General features: G+C 44.3%; 10 protein-coding genes. 2 read left to right on the top strand and 8 right to left on the bottom strand.

What is annotated here, in order from left to right; all coding sequences use genetic code 11:
- Window position 1: 1 nt before the first annotated feature.
- Window positions 2-3,886, bottom strand: a complete 3,885-nt coding sequence (gene recB / locus CW735_RS11010) for an exodeoxyribonuclease V subunit beta (RefSeq protein ID WP_100972111.1) — start codon at window positions 3,884-3,886, stop codon at window positions 2-4.
- Window positions 3,883-7,518, bottom strand: coding sequence for an exodeoxyribonuclease V subunit gamma (gene recC, locus CW735_RS11015; protein WP_071979858.1), 3,636 nt, complete (start codon window positions 7,516-7,518; stop codon window positions 3,883-3,885). The genes recB and recC overlap by 4 nt, the downstream gene beginning before the upstream one ends.
- Before the next feature lie 539 nt (window positions 7,519-8,057).
- Here recC and CW735_RS11025 point away from each other — a divergent pair.
- The gene (locus CW735_RS11025) at window positions 8,058-8,717 is read left to right on the top strand and encodes a dUTP diphosphatase (RefSeq protein ID WP_071979860.1); all 660 of its coding nucleotides are present in this window, start codon (window positions 8,058-8,060) and stop codon (window positions 8,715-8,717) included.
- Window positions 8,718-8,996: 279 nt separating this feature from the next.
- Here the strand turns inward: CW735_RS11025 and CW735_RS11030 are convergent, their stop codons facing one another.
- From CW735_RS11030 to CW735_RS19760, 6 genes are all read right to left on the bottom strand, one after another.
- The gene (locus tag CW735_RS11030) at window positions 8,997-10,676 is read right to left on the bottom strand and encodes an AMP-binding protein (protein WP_071979861.1); all 1,680 of its coding nucleotides are present in this window, start codon (window positions 10,674-10,676) and stop codon (window positions 8,997-8,999) included.
- Window positions 10,677-10,905: 229 nt separating this feature from the next.
- A complete protein-coding gene (locus tag CW735_RS11035) occupies window positions 10,906-15,078 on the bottom strand; it encodes an EAL domain-containing protein (protein ID WP_100972113.1) in 4,173 nt (1,390 codons plus the stop codon).
- A 188-nt stretch (window positions 15,079-15,266) separates the two neighbouring features.
- Complete coding sequence (locus CW735_RS11040) at window positions 15,267-16,640, bottom strand: ribonuclease J (protein ID WP_083595268.1); 1,374 nt, start codon at window positions 16,638-16,640, stop codon at window positions 15,267-15,269.
- 221 nt (window positions 16,641-16,861) lie between these two features.
- Window positions 16,862-17,212 carry a DUF2750 domain-containing protein gene (locus CW735_RS11045; RefSeq protein WP_100972115.1) on the bottom strand — a complete coding sequence of 117 codons (351 nt, stop codon included), beginning with the start codon at window positions 17,210-17,212 and terminating at the stop codon, window positions 16,862-16,864.
- Window positions 17,213-17,222: 10 nt separating this feature from the next.
- Window positions 17,223-18,062 (bottom strand): LysR family transcriptional regulator, encoded by an 840-nt coding sequence (locus CW735_RS11050; RefSeq protein WP_071979864.1) that lies wholly within the window; start codon window positions 18,060-18,062, stop codon window positions 17,223-17,225.
- Window positions 18,063-18,187: 125 nt separating this feature from the next.
- Window positions 18,188-18,355, bottom strand: coding sequence for a hypothetical protein (locus tag CW735_RS19760; RefSeq protein ID WP_198033554.1), 168 nt, complete (start codon window positions 18,353-18,355; stop codon window positions 18,188-18,190).
- A gap of 363 nt (window positions 18,356-18,718) precedes the next feature.
- Here CW735_RS19760 and maoP point away from each other — a divergent pair, with 363 nt between their 5' ends.
- Entirely contained in the window at window positions 18,719-19,072 is a 354-nt protein-coding gene (gene maoP, locus CW735_RS11055; RefSeq protein WP_071979865.1) for a DUF413 domain-containing protein, read from the top strand.
- Window positions 19,073-19,256: the final 184 nt, after the last annotated feature.

The following is a 19,256-nucleotide window of genomic DNA, read 5'->3' on the forward strand; positions in this document are numbered from 1 at the left end:
ATCACTCTTCCCCTTCTTCGTCAGAAAAGCCAAAGGAATGCTGATGCCCTGCGTCTGATGTCTGGGGTGATGGGGTAGACTGAAAATCTTCGCCATCAAAAAGACTATCTAACGCGTGCAAAGCATGCTTTGAAATTGGCGTGAAAAATACCCCTTCTCCCTCTCGATTCTCTGGGTGCATTCCTCGCAAATATAAGTAATACACGCCGCCAAAATGTTGCTCTGGTTGGTAGCCCACTAGCGTATTTTTCAAATAGCGATGCAGTGCAAGACTATAAATAAGGTACTGCAAGTCGTACAAATGATGCTGATTGTTCTCAAAAAGTGCACCAGGATTATAATTGGCAATCTCGTCACCTAACCAAGTAGATTTATAATCTGCCACATAATATTTACCTTCATGCTCGAACAATAAATCGATAAAGCCGTGCATCATGCCCGCCAGACTTGCTGTCATAAGCCGGGGGACCGTGAGAGCTTGCCCATTAAAGTGGCTGGCAAGCTCTGCTCTGTGCTCTTGTAAAACTCGGCTTAGCTTCGACCACTTACTCTCATTCATAGGAAAATAGAACTCAGCTTCTCTAAGCGTTTGCCCCAGTTGAAGAGTGCTCAAGGTCAAATTCTCTTGAGGATAAAGCGGCGTTTCAAGCGCTTCATTTAACCACTCATATAAAAAGTCGGCTTTGTCTTCCTCAAGACCAAATCGATTTAGTAATTCAGGGCCATGCTCTTCCCATTCTGGTGCGCTAAAGTCATTGAGCTCTAGCAGATCATGTAACAAGTTGCCCGCACTTGCCCCTTTAGTAAGCGTAAATCGCAACTGGTTAGCCGCCTCAACGTGATTGGTCAACGCGGCATTAGCAGCATCGTATTGATTCAAATCTGAACTTTCACTGCGACCGTCAGCAAAAGTAGAAAACTCTTCGTCACGGGCGGTTTGAATAACGGGAATCGTTTGCACGTTATTATTGGCTATAGGAATATTGCCCTGAGTAGTAAGTCGGCTCAACGCTGAAAAGGAATACAGTCGCCAGTTTTCGCTTTCAGTACCAGTGAATTGAAGCGTGTAAAGCTGAGGTACAGTGTCTTCGTGATTGAAACTGGAATACGTAATATCAATTTCATCCGCGCTAATATGGCAGCTGTGAGCATCCGTCTCCGCGCTCACACTGTTAAGCGCGTTTATCCATGCGTTGTCGCCCTCTGACGCAGCAGTATTATCTTTTGCGTCAGTTTCTTTAGTAATACCAAGAGCACGCGCTAATGCGCTTTTCTCATTTCCATCTAGCGGGATCACGCCCATGTAACAGCGATGGGCTGCTCGAGTAACAGCCACATAGGCCAGTCGCATATCTTCGGCAGCCCCTTCATCTCGCACTCTCGCAATGGCTTGTTTGGTTTGACCTAGTTGCAGCTGCAGCCCTTGCTTGTCTTCATCGTAATAGGTGAAAATTTGAGATATGGATTTGCCATTTTTACCAGGATCTTTATATCCGGTTGCAAAAGGAACAAATACAATGGGATATTCTAATCCTTTAGAGCCGTGCTGGGTGATAAGGCGAATAAGTTCACTGTCGCTTTCTAAGCGAAGGGTCATTTCCTCGTCAGATTCAGGCTGATGGATTTGTTTATTTAGCCAATCGAGCAACTGTTCTGGCCTTTGATGCGTGGTACTTGCTTTTTCAAGTACTTCAGCAAGATGCTGGTAATTTGTGAGCGCTCTCTCTACGTCGTTTCCAAAGGGCGTATAACTCTCTTGCATTAGCTGCAGTAATACACTCATACACCCCTTTTGCAGCCATAGCTCACGCAATGTAAGCACGCGGTCATACGCCATATCCCACAGGCCGTCATCTTCGTGAAACAGTAAATCAACTAAAAGCTTGGGGGTGTAGCCCCATAATGGCGACGCTAGACACGCCGCAACTTTGTCACTATCACTGGCGTGCCAAATACCGTTGAGTAAACGCAGTACGTCTTTTGCCTCTGGAGTAAGAAATAAGTTACTTCTGTCGCTTAAATAAACGCAGGCTAACCCGTGCTGTTGTAGCACGTATTTTATAACACTTGCTTCGTTTCGGTCTTTCACCAAAATCGCTATATCTGCTGGTTTCACGGGACGACGGGACGACGCCTCGTCAAACTTCGCCTCATTCAATAAACGATAAATTTCTTGTGCAATCCACAGTGCCATTTGACAACGCATGGTGTCGGCATCCTGTTTGTCATCTAAAAACATGCTTACGTAATTCATCGCACGGCGATGCTCACAGGGATCATACAGCGGATGTTTAGCCGCGGCGGCTTTTTGCGTAAATTCAACCTGCGTATAGTTAATGCCGAAGCCAAAAACATCGGTTGGCTCTTCAGAGGCAAGGGGAGCACCGTAAAATAGGCGATTATAAGCACTCACCATACCTTCGACAGAACGCCAATTTGTATTCATTACCCAGCGAAAGTCTGCTTGTTTGCCTGCTTTTAAATAGGTAAAGATATCGCCTCCTCGAAAGCGATAGATTGCCTGTTTTGGATCACCAATCATCAACAGCGCATAAGTATTTCTCTCATTGACATAATCGCCTTCAATAGTTGGCTCTGCATTTGGCTCTATGGCGTCTTTCTGCTTACGGATATTTGGGTAAACCGCATCTAAGATGGCATATTGATTGGCATCCGTATCCTGGAACTCATCAATCAGCGCCACTGGAAATTTTTTGCGAAGTTCACCTACCAACGAGTTGCCTGGCCTAGCAACTTCTGCCGCTAACATATTGATAAGGTCATCGAAATCAATAATACCGCGCTGTTTTTTCTGTTTTTCTACCGTTGACTTAACAAATGAAATAGCTTCATTAATGAGCGTGAAAACCGGTAGCTGAGCCAACGTTTTATCTCTTTCAGCAATCTCTAGCTCAATTGCTTTAGTGAAATCTTTTATCGGACTGAGAATGTCTTTTACGCCCGATGAATTGCGTGAATAGCGTCTCTTATCTAGAAACGCCTTCGCCTCATCTGGAGCGTCTGTAAACTCCCCTCCTCTCAACCATACTTTGAGAGCCTCAAGTTCAGTCGGTCGTGTCTTTTTATGCGCAGGCGTTTTTATCAGTTCTTGATAAATGAGTGACTCGTTTTCTTCAATACTGTTTAAAAATACGCTGAATTGAGCCTGATGCGTATCAGGGTGACTATTTAAATTATGTTGAAACGAAGTCTCGACGGACTCCTCATCAAGCAACAGCGGGGTTAAATTACTGTGTAAACTGGTGTAGAACTCACTGAGTAAACGTTCAGGCACATGCCAGCCCGACGAGGCTAATAGCAAAAAATCATTCTCTGTATAATTATCAATACCACTACTTACTTTTCGTATCCAGTCCTCACATGCCTGCAGGTAAAGCTCACTCGTGTCTTTACTCAAGTTTAGCGACATCGCAAAGCCGCTGTTAAAGGCTAGTTGGCCAATAACATGCTGACAGAATCCGTGTATTGTAAACACCGAGGCTTCGTCGAGTTCGAGCTGTGCTGCTTTTAAGCGACCTAAACTCTCTTCTATATCACCGAGTTTTAGAAGATGCTCATAGACGGGATCGAGTCCTTCGGGAATATCACCTTCGTTGCTACTCACCTGCTGAAACACAGCCGTTGCATCGCGAAGCGTGGCTGCAACTCTACCCTTAATTTCTTCGGTTGCCGCTTTGGTAAAAGTCATGACCAAAATTTCTTTTACCGTAAGCTTTTTCTCTAGCAGCAGCCGTAAATACAAGCGAGTGATATTGAATGTTTTACCGGTTCCTGCACTGGCTTCAATGAGGTGACGCCCGTAGAGCGGCATGTTTGGTACATCGAGAAGTTGAGATACTGTACCGTTGTGATTTGCATTGCTCATAGCTTTTCCTCCTCAGCAGAATTGGCCACCATGGCAAACAAAATAAACCCCTCAACACAGGGCAAACTTTGCCACGATATACCATCGGGGAATAGCCATTTTAAGTAGGGATCGTCAGCCATTTTTGGTCCGTACTGAGACGTAGACTGTTCCCAGCCTCGCAACAACCGCTGCGCCGTTGAACTTTCAAACAAATCGATTGTGCGTTGTATTATCTGCTCAGGTTTCTCTGAGCCTATGTCTTCTTCACATGCACAACCATTCTTAACGCGTAAACGTGCTCCAGGTATTTGTGAGTAGCGCTGTAGCGCTTGAACAACTTCATTAAATATTGCCGGCGTAATATCACTTACCAATGCTTTACTTTCAGAGTTTCGCTTTCCTGGCACCAAATCATTAAACTGACTGGCATAAAGCGGTGTGGGAGCCGTGAAAATTGAAATGTACAGTTGCTCAATAAACAGCAGAATATTCTGCGCTGTGCTGGTATCAAACGGAGCATACCGTCGCTTAATTAATGTGGTTTCACCCTTTTCCCAACTGCAATAATAAATATCCAGTGGGTAGCCGCTATAGGTATGAGTGTCGGTATTGGCACTAAAAACCAGCTGAGACATGAAATACGACAGCGCTCTTGTATCATTAATTTTACCTGCACAACGCTGAACTAGGCTATCAGCAGCCTCAAAAGCAGTTGTTGTGAAGGTGATATATTGACCTGTAAAAGAGGCCGTTTTGGCTTCAGCGTCATGGGGCCCAATGGCTTGGTTCAGGGCCAGCGCACCGTCCTTCCACATTTGAAGTTCTTCGTGGGCTACCGGGTTATTTGGAATATCGCCACGCAACATTGCAAATTTCGCTATTTGCTCGCCGACATTATCATAGCTTGTTGGCTGCTCCTGACTTGTGGGCACCGAGAAAATAGCGTCTAGCACTTGGTATCGCACAAGAGCGTTAGTTTCGAAGGGTTCACTATTTTCAAGTAATGTAAAAGAATGCGAAAGATTGACACCCAAACGTTGCTGTGAAAAGTACTCCAAAGGATCTTTAAATGCCCTTGCAACCTGCATTGTGGACAGCCGGGTGTCTGTAGCACTATGAGCGTCATCTAACGTAGCACTAAGTTCAGAAGCACTATTCTGCGCAATTGCGCTGTTTTCGTTAGCTGATGAATTTGCGTTCTCTTCTGATGCTTTACTCTTTTCGTCTGCTGCTATCTTTGCTTGCTGTAATGCATCTGCCAAGCGTAACCAACCGGTTTCATAACTGGGTAAAGCCCCCGTAAATGCAGACTCACTAAAGGGGTGCAGCGGTGCAAATTTTGTGTACAGAGATACATCGAGTTCATAGCCGTTCTCTAACATATCTATAAATTCAGCCAGCACTAAGCTGGGCTGACGCTCGCTGTTATTTTTTACGTCATTACCTTGATAGCTCAAGTATAGGCTGTCTCTAGTAGAGATAATGGCTTCTAGGAAAAGGTACCTGTCTTCTAAACGTCGAGAGCGATCGCCCAATCGTCTCGCTGGCCCCGCCATTAAATCGAGTCCTAGCGGGGTTGCTTTTCGCGGAAACTCACTGTCGTTCAAACCTAAAATACATACTTTCTTAAACGGTATGCTGCGCATGGGAAGCATGGAGCAAACCGTTACCTGCCCCGTCATAAAGTGATTTCCCGCATCAGGTGAGGAGAAGCGGCTAAGCAACAGATCTTTAATTTGGCGCAGACTCAGTGCATGCTCGTAACCCGCTTCTTGGCAGCGTGCGTATAAATCGGCTGATACTTTGGCGATTAAATCCCAACTTTGCTCCTGCTCTTTAGTAGATACGAAACACGCGTCTCGCAGTGTTAATAAATCCTCGGCCCATTTTTTAGGTGTGCGTGGAGTGGTGAGCTCATTGGCGAACCGTCCAAGTAACTCGATAACTTGCACTAATTTGCCTAGGATCAACGCACTTTGGCCCTCTACATCAGGAATTGTGAGTGTTTCATCAATCACTACTTCACTGTCTGGAGCTAACATTCCCATCAATAAACGGCGAATGCCCCACCACCAGCTGTACGTATTTTCTGTTGTGACACCTTCGGAAACGGCAGATTTATGCTTAGCGTTAAGCCCCCAGTGAATATGCGCCTGCTCTAACCACACGATCATTTGATCAATATCACTTTGGGAAACGTTAAAGCGCTTTTGCACAGAGTCTAGCTGTAAATAGTCCATAATATCCGACACGCCAAACCGACTATCTGGCAGCTGCAATAGCGCCATGTAGGCTGCAATTAACGGCTCGGTGTCCATAGGGCTTCTATCTGCTATCGAACAGGGTAAGCGTGTGGTTCCCTCCCTGCGTTGCGGCTTAGTTCCCACTCTATGAAAAACAGCATCTACAAAGGGTGCGTAGTTTTCTATAGCAGGGCACATAACTAAAATATCTGACGGAGTACGCGCACTGTCTTGAGAAAGCCAGTGTAAAAGGTGGTCGTGCAGCACCTGCACCTCACGTAGGGCTGAGTGAGTGCACATAATAGTCACGCTATCGTCTTGCTCTGCGACTTCGAACTCGTTTATAGGCTCTGCAGGCGCAGCGTGCAATATGTCGTTGTGAATGCGGGTGAGCAAATTAGACGCATTACGTGCTTTTTCACCGTTTGCGTCTGTGTTATCGCCTAGTAAGGTATCGCCTAGTATGTTAGCGCCTAAGTCGTCTAGTTCAGGAGCATCAAAAGCACTTATCTCGAAAGTGTCTAAATCGGTAAGTAAATTAAACAGCTCTCTACCTTGCTTACCCAAATTACCAAGCAAGGGGTTGCTTTGTTCTTGTGACATCCACTTTTCAAGCCCTTCCATACGAAGCTGTCTAGCAAGTTCATTGTCACTTTTTGCGTCTCCCCAGTAATTGACGCTAGGATTCAAATGGAAGATGTGGATATCGATATGCTGAGCCAACGCATCAAAAAACGCAATTAGCTGCGGCGCCATGGTATTAATGGCGAACACGACAATACGCAACGGTAAGTCAGCAGGTATCTGACCGGCTTCAAGCGCCTCAAGCGTCATTTTGTGAAGTCTAGCGGGATGCAGCGGCTGATTTTTTGTAAGCATTCGCCATATTTCGCTTTGCCACAACTCCATATCGTCAAACACAATTCGCTCACTTTGCTCCCAAGCAAATAGCCAGTCTGGTCGATAAAGCAAATATTGTTCATAAACGTCTGCAAGCGCAGTTGCGAGTTGTAATCGCTGGACACCCTGTTCTTGTTCACTACCTGCACCGATCCAATAACGACGAACCTGCTCGAACGCATCGGACTGCATCAGCTCATCATCTTGCAAAATGTTATCGATTCGCCACGTGAGAACTTCACGTCGATAAGGAGACTGACGAGGAACCTTTTCGCTGCCTAGCACCACTCTTGCAGTGTTCCACATAAATCTTACAGGCAGAGGAAAATCGAGGTTCATGGCTATGCCCTGCTCACGGGCAAGCTGCATACTAATCCAGTGTTGCATTCCGGGACTTTCAACAAGAATGGTTTCAGGAGAAAAAACACCTGAAGGCTGTTGTTTTAGCAGGGACGTTAGCAGAAAGCTAAGATGCTCTAATTTGTTTGATGGATATAGCGCAAGCACTCTAAAAATCCTTTTGTTATCAGCATTTAGTCCATTTCATGCAGAGCATAAAATGACTGAGCCCTTTTTGTAGTGATATTTTAGTGTATCGCAATTCAACTCGGTGTTAAGTGATTTATTTTTTATGGCAACGGCTAGATATGAAGACGAAAGGAGGGAAAATGTGCAGAAATTAAAAAAAAACCCATACAGACCTCAGGACACGAAAATTCTGTATGGGTAAGGTTTACGGACCACATAATTACCATCTGAATGCGTGTTGCCTGGCACCCAGTCAGATTTTCTGCAATTACGCAGCTCAGTTAACACAATAGCTTTAGCAGGTAAGATGCCAACTTTAAAACCTATAATTATCAACAACATAAAAATTTTGCAATCGATAATGAATGAAACCCTAGTTTTTCTTTGGTGCAAGTGCACCATTGATATGCAAAAAGTATTTATACCAAGGCGCCCTTCCAGTAAACTTCACAACCACGTAATTACCGCAATAGACGAATGGCGATTCCTATCGCAAAAACTGATTAACAGGAGCCTCAATGTTAAGCGCACAACAGCTAGCCACCATGCTTTCACTTCAAGATAAAATGAATGCAAAAGTAAATCCCGACTGGCTGAATGCTGGCTACGGTTATTTAAGAGCTGCTATGGTCGAATCGGTAGAAGCCATAGAACATCACGGCTGGAAATGGTGGAAAGCACAGCAAAAAGACCTGCCACAGCTGCAAATGGAATTAGTCGATATTTGGCATTTTGCGCTAAGCGCCTGCATTATCGATTTTAAAGGCGATATTTCTGCGTCGGCAGAGAGCATTGCGGCAGAGTTAGCAGCCAGCAATCTTAATGTAACCTTCGACAATACCAACTACGACGTCGCCAACCAGTCGTTATTAGACAATTTAGAACTAATGACGGGTTTGTGTGCCGCCAAGCGATTTAGCGTACCGCTATTTATGCATATTGTTGCGCAATGCGAGATGTCGCCTGATGAACTTTATCGGCAATACGTTGGAAAAAATGTACTTAACTTTTTCCGACAAGATAACGGATACAAAGAGGGTACCTATATTAAATTATGGGGCGGTAGAGAAGATAACGAACACTTGGTAGAAGTAATGAACTCGCTTGATTTATCAAAACCCAATTTCAGCGATTTAGTGTATCAAGGTCTTCAGCAGCGCTACGAAGAAACGCAGTAATCATATCCAATATTTTGACATTATAAGTACACAATTAGCTATGCATTAGCACTGCCACCTGCAAGGCATTAGCACTGCCACCTGCAAGGCATTAGCACTGCCACCTGCAAGGCATTAGCACTGCCACCTGCAAGCTTATTAGACAAACACTGCATATAAAAACGGGGCTCTTTTGATAAGAAGCCCCGTTTCTTTTTCGTTTTATACTTTGCTTTTCTCTTACAACTTTTAGTCGAGGGCTAAACCCTAATTTAGCCGCTCTTTACTTTGCACTTTGCGCTAAGCATCTACCCAAACTAACTTTTTAGTGTAATTGCCTTGAATTACATCAACAAAACGTTCTTCTAGAACATGACGTTTCACCTTGAGTGTCGGTGTAAGAAGGTCGTTTTCAATGCTCCACTCATTACTCATAATCACCACCCTGTCCATAACTTGGTGGCTTTCTAGCTTGGCGTTAATATTCTCGAAGGTTTTTGTCAGGCTTGCTTCAATAGCCGCTTTGTCTTTTTTCTGCGCCTCTTCACTAAGCACAAGAAGCGCAACAGGTTGAGGGAGGTTTGTACCGGTCACACACACCTGTTCTACCACAGGGTTTTCCATAAACTTAGCTTCAATAGGCGCTGGCGTTACATACTTCCCTTTCGCTGTTTTGAAGATATCTTTGAGACGACCGGTGATTTTCACGTAACCATCGCTATCTATCACGCCCTTATCCCCGGTACGCAGGTACCCGTCTTCGGTAAATACCTCTGCAGTTTTCTCTGGCTCTCGGTAGTACTCAATCATATTGCACGGCGACAGAACCTGAATTTCACCTTCGTCTGACGTTCGAATGTCTACGCCTTCATAGGGCTTGCCAATACAGCCAATTTTGTCGTGCCTGAAAGGCACACTGCCCGTACCGTAAGCGCTATTTTCGGTCATGCCCCACCCTTCGGAGATATTGATGCCGATTTTTGCAAACCATTCGATAACAGCAGGGGCTAACGGTGCGGAACCACTTGCCCACAGCCTAGCATTATTAATACCTAGTCCATTGCGAATTTTCTTCGCCACGATTTTATTTAAGATAGGAATTTTGAGAAGTGTATCGAGTTTCTTCTGTGGCATTTTAGCGAGCACGCCCATTTGGAACTTAGTCCACAAACGAGGCACCGAGATAAACAGCGTAGGCTGACAATGTGCCACATCGCGCTGAAACGTCGCCAGGTCTTCTACAAAGTGGATTTTTCCACCGCTGTAATAGCTCGACAATTCAACCAACACCCGCTCTGTAATATGGGCAAGAGGAAGGTAGCTGAGTGTTCTATCGTTTTCATTAATACCTAGCTGATCTAGCGAGCGTCTCGCTGCCCAACAGGCTGTATTGTAACTGTGAACAACCCCTTTCGGCTGCCCCGTACTGCCAGACGTGTAAATGATAGTCATTACATCGTTCATGTCGTGCACCGGTGAAGCTTGCAACGGCTCACAATCAATAAATTCGTTCCACTGCTGAGTCGCTGGGATATTAGGATATGGGAACGCCACCGTTTTATAGGTTGACGGAATAGAAGCCACCTGTTGCTCTGTATTATCCAATTTACCGACAAACAGAAGCTGTACGTCAGCATGCTGAAGTACGTACTGAACGGTATCTGGACCCGCGGTAGAAAATATAGGCACCGAAATATGCCCTGCCATCATGATACCTAAATCTGTGATAAACCATTCGGCACAGTTTTTAGAAAATATGCCAATTCGACTACCTGGTGGTAGCGACATTTCGCAGAGTCTGGTGGCCACTCGTCTTGCAAGATTGGCTACTTGCTTCCATGTAAAATCATGGTATTCGCCCTTGATAGGCTGAGTAAGGAATACGTCATCCCCACGGCTCTTTTCCCAGTGGTACAACATACTTAATGGCGATTCGATTACTTCCGTGCTTTTTGCATTTGCTGTCATATCTAGCGGCATAGTTCACTCATTTGTTGTTATAATGTAGCTCATTTTTACAATGATTTCACAGAAGTATAATAAGCCTTATTTTTTATAGAATGACAAGCTTTTTAAACAGGCGTTTACTTTACAACCTGCACAGACCGTGGGATGGCGAGCACAATTTAGTTTTTTTATAGTCGCCGCTATAGTTTTATTATGAAGGGATTGCTGAAACATTGAGCGAAATCATTAACCTCAAAGTTTGTTACCACTGTTTAAATAATAACGGTTTTATCTCTTTAGCAGATGCCGGTTTCGCATAATAATAGCCCTGGTGGAATATACATCCTCTATTGAGTAATGCCGTAGCTTGAGCGCCTGTTTCTACCCCCTCTGCTATGCATTTCATCTTCAGATTGCTGGCAAGTGAAATAGTGGTAGACACCAAAGCCTCGTTGGCATTTCCAGGCGCCATTTCATTCACAAAACTCTTATCAATTTTTAGTACCGAGAGAGGATAACGCTTAAGGTAACTCAAAGACGAAAAACCTGTACCAAAATCATCAAGGGCCAGTACAAATCCGGCATCGACAAAACGTTGAATTTGGCGAAGTGCATTGTCTGTATCATCTATCAATACCCCTTCCGTAATTTCAAAACGGAATGCGTGTTCAGGTAAATCGAACTCCTTTAGCAGATCAAAGACACTGTTTAGGTCAAATTCAGTTTTAAAATGCAGAGCAGAAAGGTTTATAGAAACATATCCAGTAAATCCGTCTTGATACCATTCAGACAAATCCGACGCCGCTCTACGCATTGCCTTTCGCGTGACTTCTATAATGTATCTTAGCTCTTCTAGCACAGGAATGAACTGGTCTGGGAACAAAGGCTTGTCGTCTAACTTTCCTCGCAGCAGCAGCTCCACGCCAACGGTTTGGTTGGTTTGCGCATTTGTAATGGGTTGATAGTAGTTGAAGAAACAATCATCAGAATAGGCGCGTTTTACCCTATTCTCTAACAGCAGCCGTGATTTCGCCTTTTCATTCATATCATTGGTGAAATAAGCAAAACCATTGAGGGTGTCTTTTTTCGCCGTATACATTGCTACGTCAGCCTGCTTGATGAGTTCCGCAGGCTCATGAGCATCGTCAGGGTAAAACGCAACTCCGATACTGCAAGACACTCGCAGTACCTCACTTGATAGGGATATAGGGGTTTCCACGGCTTCGATAATCTGCCCAACAAATGGGCTTAAATCATCATCGTTGTCTACTTCTTCAATAACAATAACAAATTCGTCCCCCCCTAAGCGGGCAACTGTGCCGGAATCTGCAACCAAATTGCGCATTCTATTGGCCACAATGCGAAGTAGCTTATCACCATAGTCGTGCCCTAAAGAGTCGTTTATTCCTTTAAACCTATCTAGATCAACAAACATGACAGACACTCGATGGCCGTGATGACGAGCAAGGGCAATGGCGTGCTCTAGACGGTCGAGCAATAGTGTTCTATTCACCAAGCCGGTCAAACTGTCGTAGGTTGCAATTTTCAGAAGCTTCCGCTCAGCTTGCTTTTGTTCTGAAATATCTGAAATAACAATTAAATAGTGTCCTGGCACATGACCGCTTCTGCTTATGGCACTGATGTCTATGAGGACGTCGTAACGTTTGCCGTCGGCTCCGTCGATGACGCCTTTATCCTTCCAAAAATCTCCACCCTGCATGTTGACCAGTTTGTCAGAGAGCTGCCGAGCTAAATTTGGGTAACGAAGATAAAGTCGATTTAACTGCTTCTTCAACGGTTCTTTTTGATTAAATCCAAACACCTGCTCAAAGGCCGGGTTGGCAGCTACAAGTTCTTTGTTTTCATCAAAGATAAGAACCCAATCACGCGTTTGCTTAAATGCGTCACTAAAGAGTGATACTTGCTGCTGCGCTTTGCGTAGCGTAACCAATGCCTTGTGACGAGAGAATAAATACGACGCCACCAACGCTAAAATCAAGACAGCATACACAGTGTAGGCTGCTGGGGAGCGATACGGTGCATAAGGAACAGTCAGTGTTATTTGCGCTGGTCGGTAGCTAGTTTCAAAACTGCTGGGCGTGGGTGCGACTGAGAAACTGTACTTTCCTGGATCTAAATTGGCTAAGGTTATCTTAGCGTCCTCGGTGATACCCTCTGAGATAAGTTTGTTACCACTGAGGAGTTTGTAATAGTACTCTATCTCGCCGACACCTGATGTAACCAGCGATGAGAAGTGAATGGTTAAGCCATAATCATCATGGGCCAACTCAAAATGCTGGCCATCTAAATTTTTAAGCGCTTGGGGCAGTTGGCGCTGACCAAGAGAAACTTCTGTAATAGCGGTTTGCCGCGCCGATAAACTTCGCCCAGCCTCGGCAGTGTCTAATTGCTCTGGAGCAAATATAATAACCCCACTGGTAGAACCAAACGCCAAACGCCCATCTTCTAAGAGAATGGATGCCCCCTCGTTAAATTCTGATACCGACAGTTCTCTTCCATAGATAAAATTCTGTATTTTACCGGCATAAGGGTAGTAGCGATGAAGACCCTTGTGAGAGCTAAACCAAATATTACCGTCGCGATCTTTTTGCAACCCATAGGCAATATTGGTCTTTAACAGATTGGTATCGTTCAACTTATACAAAGGTTCAAACGTATCAGCATCAAGCCCAATTAAACCAATCCCGCTGTGGGCTAGCCATAAAACACCGGTATTATCAATTACCCAAGAATTTACAGACTGTTCATTCAATCGGTCACCTTCAGAAAACCGATATACAAGTTTTGGCTCGTTGGTTTTCCTGTTGATTAACCAGAGCCCACCTTCCATAGCCAAAAACATATCATTGTTGTGATATTCAGATTCTCCCAGAAACCTACTCGCAAATTTTACATCTAAGATGGCGGGATCAAAGGGCAGTGCTGTCAGCGTCTGACTAGCAAAATCATACTTGTAAAACTCGTTTTCTCCGATGAAATACAGTTGCCCATCAGAGGTTATCGAGAAGCCCGCGTCCCACGCATCCAGTAAACTTTTATCACTGCTATCCTTTGTCGGTAATGAGCTCGCCAGGCCGGTTTTTGGATCAAATAAACTCATGCCTTCATATCTTTGGATAACAAGTTTATCGTTAGGCGCAGGAGCTATTCGGTCGATGTTATTCAATCCAAGCAAAGAATCTTCAACGGCCTTTTTAAAATAATGCGTAGACGTTCCCGTAGACAAATCATGGTGAGTTAGGCCGTTAGCAGTTCCAATCCACAGTTTACCTGGTGTGGTTTCTGCAAGCGCCCATACCACATTGTCGCTAAGCTTATCGGTCTTGGCTTGTCTTTCATTTTGAATAGTGTAAATCTCAGAGCTTTGCACTACAAAATGCAAAGCTCCACCAAATATGCTGCTAAGCCAAAGGTTCCCATCACTGGTTGTTGCTATTGCAGCAATTTTCTTATCTGACAATGCCGAGCGACCGTTGTTGGGCTCAAGAATATGCTCGTAAGTCCACCTGCCTTCTTTTTTACTCAGCTCGTACAAGCCCCTGTTTGTACCTAGCCAGAACGCATTCTCCTTCGACTGCTCCATCGTCCATACGTTAGGGCCTGATATGGCTTGTTCAAACCGGCTATTTTTTCCTTCGCGAACCTGCGCCAGAAAACTCTCTTTATCAGTTGTAAAAACGCCGTTAACTGTGGCAATCCAAACTCTATCGCTATCGTCTTGCATAAGAAACTTTGCGTTTTGGTTATCTTCGGTGGCAGCGATACCGTTTAGGTAGTCAAGCTTTTCAAGCGTCGCAGAGGTTTTGGATGTGTCCAGAGTGAAAACGCCCGCCGAAGTTGCCACTAAAAGTATCTCGTCAACAGTGATGGCATAACGAATACCTTGAGAAAGCTGGATGAGGTCATCCGGAAGCGTGGCTAGGTTTTCAATCTCACCGGTTTGCGTATTCAGACGCTGAACGTTTTCCGATAGGGTAATAATAAGGTGTGTGCTGTCTTGCCAGTGAAAGGCATCGGCAAATTGTATGTAGTCTTGGTAATATTTATAGGGCGTAGGCGTTAACTGCTCAATCGCTTGGGTATCAAGGTCGACGCGATAAATTCCTTTGCCGTACACACTAACAAAGAGCGCCTCCCCCTCTTGAATGGTTAGGCGTGAGATGTAGCTGTTTGAAAAAAGATTGTCGCTATTATCAATTTCTTTTGTCTCTACACCATCCCATCGAACTAATCCTCCGTCTGTCGCAATCCAAACAAAGCCCTCGTTATCGACTACAATGTCGTTAACCACATCCTGAGGAAGGCCATTTTTTGTGGACAGCGGTTGGAAAACCGGGTTTTGTATTTTCGGCTCAGCCGCAGCTAGCGTGCTGAACAAAACGAAACATAAACTGATGTATATATACCGATGCATACCCGAGGTCGTTGTAGGCAGAAATGATTCTGGAGGAGTGTAACAGAAGAAAAGTCTTTTGGGCAGACCATAAAATATACATTAGTAATAAAGTATATAAAAGTTAAGCCTTTGATTCACCGCAGAGTTTTATTAGCGGCATTATTTTTTTAGCCAAATGCGCGATAACTTTGGCCGGTTACTAATCGTCAATCTTGTTGAACCGGTACTCGTCCAACAGGAATAACATTTCTACGTATACTCGGCTGTGGTGCCAATCGATAAAGATCACCGTTTTCGCCAACATAAGTTTTCATAACACCGACAGACTTTGCAATTTCAGCGTGTGCCAGTAAATGAGTCTGCTCTCCGTGAACTGGAATGGCTATTTGAGGCTTTACCCAACTATACATTAATTTCAGCTCTTCCGCGCAAGGGTGGCCACTCGCGTGAATTGGCAGTGGACTGGACTCACTGTGAACAGTTGATATTCCTTTTCCTTTAAATGCTTTGTCTAGGCGCGCTACCGTCTCTTCATTACCCGGTATAACGATACTAGAAAAAATAACCGTATCGCCTTTTTCTAGTTGTAAATGTGGATGCGAATCATGGGCAAAGCGAGCAAGAGCGGCGTTTTTCTCTCCTTGGCTTCCTGTGGCTACCACCAAAACTTCCTTGGGAGGAAGATAACCGAGGTGATGAGCATCTGCTACAGGCAAATCATCGGGCCAGATGCCTTGCTGACGAGCAATGCCATACATGTTCATTAATGACCTTCCGTAAAGTCCCATGTAACGACCGGTTTTTCGTGCAATTTTAGCAAGAGTGATAAGTCGCGCTATATTGCTGGCAAAACACCCAACTACCACACGTCCTTTTAGCGGTAGAATTGTGCTGAGAAGACCGTCGTAACAATTGCGCTCAGAAACAGAAAACCCTGGCTTGTTCGCATTCGTTGAGTCACCAACTAACGCGAGAATATTCTCCTTTCCAAGTTGTTTATAAAGTTTAGGTTCGAAAGGCTTCCCTGTTATCGGCGCGGCATCTATTTTCCAGTCAGCGGTGTGCAGAACAGCGCCTGCCGGGGTTTCTATTTTTAATGCGAAAGGCTCGGGTAATGAATGGGTTATTTCTAACCACTTCACTGTAAACACACCAATGTTCACTGAATCGCCCGCAGAAACTTCAACAATAGGTATTTTATTTGCGAGCTTACTTCTTGATAATTTGCGTCTTAGCACTTCCGCAGTAAAAGACGTGGTATAAATTGGCTTTCTAAAGCGTTGCCACAAATAGGGAATTGCACCCACATGATCTTCATGTGCATGAGTAATAACAATTCCCGCCAGTGCGTCTTTTTGGCCGGCAATAAAAGAGGGATCTGGTGCCACAACTCTGTGGGTTGTCTTGCTAGACTGAGTCGAATTTTTTTTATAGGGAGCAACGAGAGGTTCGTCAAAAGAAACGCCACAATCAACCATCAGCCACTGTCCATTATGACCATATAAGTTTAGGTTCATTCCTATCTCACCGGTTCCTCCTAGCGGAGCAAACCACAGATCATCAATGCCCGGCTCTAACACGTTATTTACCTCAATAATGTAACGCTATTATAATATACGACCCATTTAAGCTCAGCCTGACAAAGGATGGCTTATTTAACAACTCGCTACGAGTATGTGCTGCTGGCACGTCTTAGGTGCTGAGGCGAGCTCGTTTGTACTGGAATAAGCCCTGAATAACCACATTTGTACCCGCATGCAGATGATATCTTGTAAACGCAGTTCTCAATGCTTAGATCACTCTACAGAGACTGAGCGAACTCTTGCGGTGTTATCACCTCTCCTTCTTCCTCTGGCACTGGACATACAATTACCATTAAGTTGTCTTGAGACATGCCTGGTACCCATTTTGTCAAAAATTCATCAGTAGTCAGCGCCATAGCCTCACAATGCGACCAATCGTCTGTGGCCCAAAGAAGTGCTAGTTCAGCCTCTGGCCATACTGGCACGCCGTCGTCCTCATCGGTAGTTAGCATGACGCAGCCATGCTCGTCGGTGAGAATGAAAAGTTTCTTTTGTTCTTTTATGGAAGCAAGGCTTGTCTCCAACCGTTGAAATGTATTTTTCTCTAACATTGGGTGTATTGATGACATTTTTTTCTCGCTATGTAATTGAGGCGATGGAAGAGACACTCGCTATGATGTCAGCTAACCCTACCCGTCTAATTTGTTTCATGGTGTGAAGATATACTTTCAACGACGTATTATCGATAGAAGCGATGAGAGTGACTTCTGCACGCCCGCGTAATTGTGTCTCTATATTTGCCGGTAAAACCGCGATTCCGCCTTCCTCGCACAAGTTATTGAGTGCAAGCGACAAAGAGTTTGTTCTCAATTTTGCATCTCTAAGCTGTGGGTAGGCCGTGAGTAACCAATCTCTTGCCTTTGCCCCCCAATCAATAGCAACAAACTCTTCAGCATTAATAGAGTCAGATGATTTGCCGACTCTGTACAACCCCAGTGGTTGCTCGAATAGAACGACACTGTTTACGTCTTCAGACTTCAATGGTTCAGTAGAAAATGCAAGGTCAGTAACACGCTCGTGAAGCTGCCGCGAAAGGGTGTCGAGTGTTAAAACATCGGCTTTTACAGACCAATCTGGAAAATGCGTGTGCAAGTATGCCAGTGCATGGGGTAAAAAAAGATCGCTGGCTAGTTGCGTGGCACCACAAACCGCGTATTCAGAGCTTTGCACTTGGAGTTCCTGCTTTGCATCGCTCAGTGTGTTACATAACTGACGCGCGTAAGGCAGCAGCTTCTCACCGGACTGAGTAAGCTGAATACTATTTCGCTGACGGATGAATAGCGTAGTATGAAAATATTCTTCAAGAAGTTTAATTCTGGCGCTCACCGCCGATTGCGTAAGATAAAGATTTTCAGCGGCTTTGCCGAAATGACGAGTTTTAGTCACCTCAATGAATGTGGTGAGAAAGCGTATATCCATACTTGCAGTACAACCAGCGTAATTTAAGATCTGAGAGGCTTAAATAATACGTCAATTGCAGCAAAAAGCACAGCAATGCGCTATCAATAGATAGCGCACGATGATTTTTTAACCGAAAGCTTGTTTTAGTGAGCTTCTTCGTGCGAGCGACGCTGCTTGTCTCGGCGCAACATAGCGCGTTTTCGCATCGCTTTTACACTTTTTTCTCTCAGTGAATTCGGTTTCTTAGAGTGAAACTCTCCGTCATCCGACGCATCCCACTCCTCACTTTGAAAACGATAATCTTTACTCATTACAATCTCAAAAATTTTCTAGAAAGTATAACCACCCTTTGATTATTGCTTGAGTGGGGGGAATTGGAAATGAAATTTAATTATCGTATCGATAATAATTTTTACTTTAGGGCGTGGTGATCTTTGCTTTGCGAATTTCGGGCTAAATGGAAGCATTTCAGTACTGAAAGCCGCCGCTACACCGCGTTGCGCGGATAAAACTAAACACTCAGTGAAAGACGGTTTAAAAACATAGGTATGTAACAGGTCTATGAATAATTAGATAAATTTTTTTTATTGATAAGAAAAAAATCTTTTGCTTTATCTAAACGCAAACTTCATTTAAAAGTGCGACGTGGAATAAACAACGTTGGAAATTTCCTTATGAGCACAACGATTCGTCCGTCAACAAAACCATTTATTGATCGCCAAAAATTTCCTTATGGCTTTAAAAAGTCGGGAGACTTTAGTATTTCCGAAGCAAATCTACTTACCACATACGGCCTCACATTATTATCACTAGAGCGTGGAGATTTAGACCCTGAAAATGCTGAAGAGATGCATTTTGTCGACTTCACTAAAGGCAAGGCAGAAGCATCTTCAAGTATCGAAAAAGCGTGGTCGAAGTACGTTCACCTTGCTAGGGGAAAAAAACATTTTTACACCCTGCATAGCAGCGCGAGTAACCAGGCAGATTACGACGATTCCTATTCAGACGACGAATTTGACGTGGCTTAACAGGTTACAGTCTATTTAGAAACAGGCCCGCTGAATGCGGACTTTTTTGTTTATTCTGAACTGATCTCAATCAATCTATAGGCAGAACAAATTGAAAACATGATGTTTTTTAGCATTTAGGAACTACACTTAATGCAAGGTAATAAGCCTAAACTAACATTACGTTGGCTTAGACTTTTTATCA

Source organism: Alteromonas sp. MB-3u-76, assembly GCF_002831605.1.
Taxonomy (GTDB): domain Bacteria; phylum Pseudomonadota; class Gammaproteobacteria; order Enterobacterales; family Alteromonadaceae; genus Alteromonas; species Alteromonas hispanica.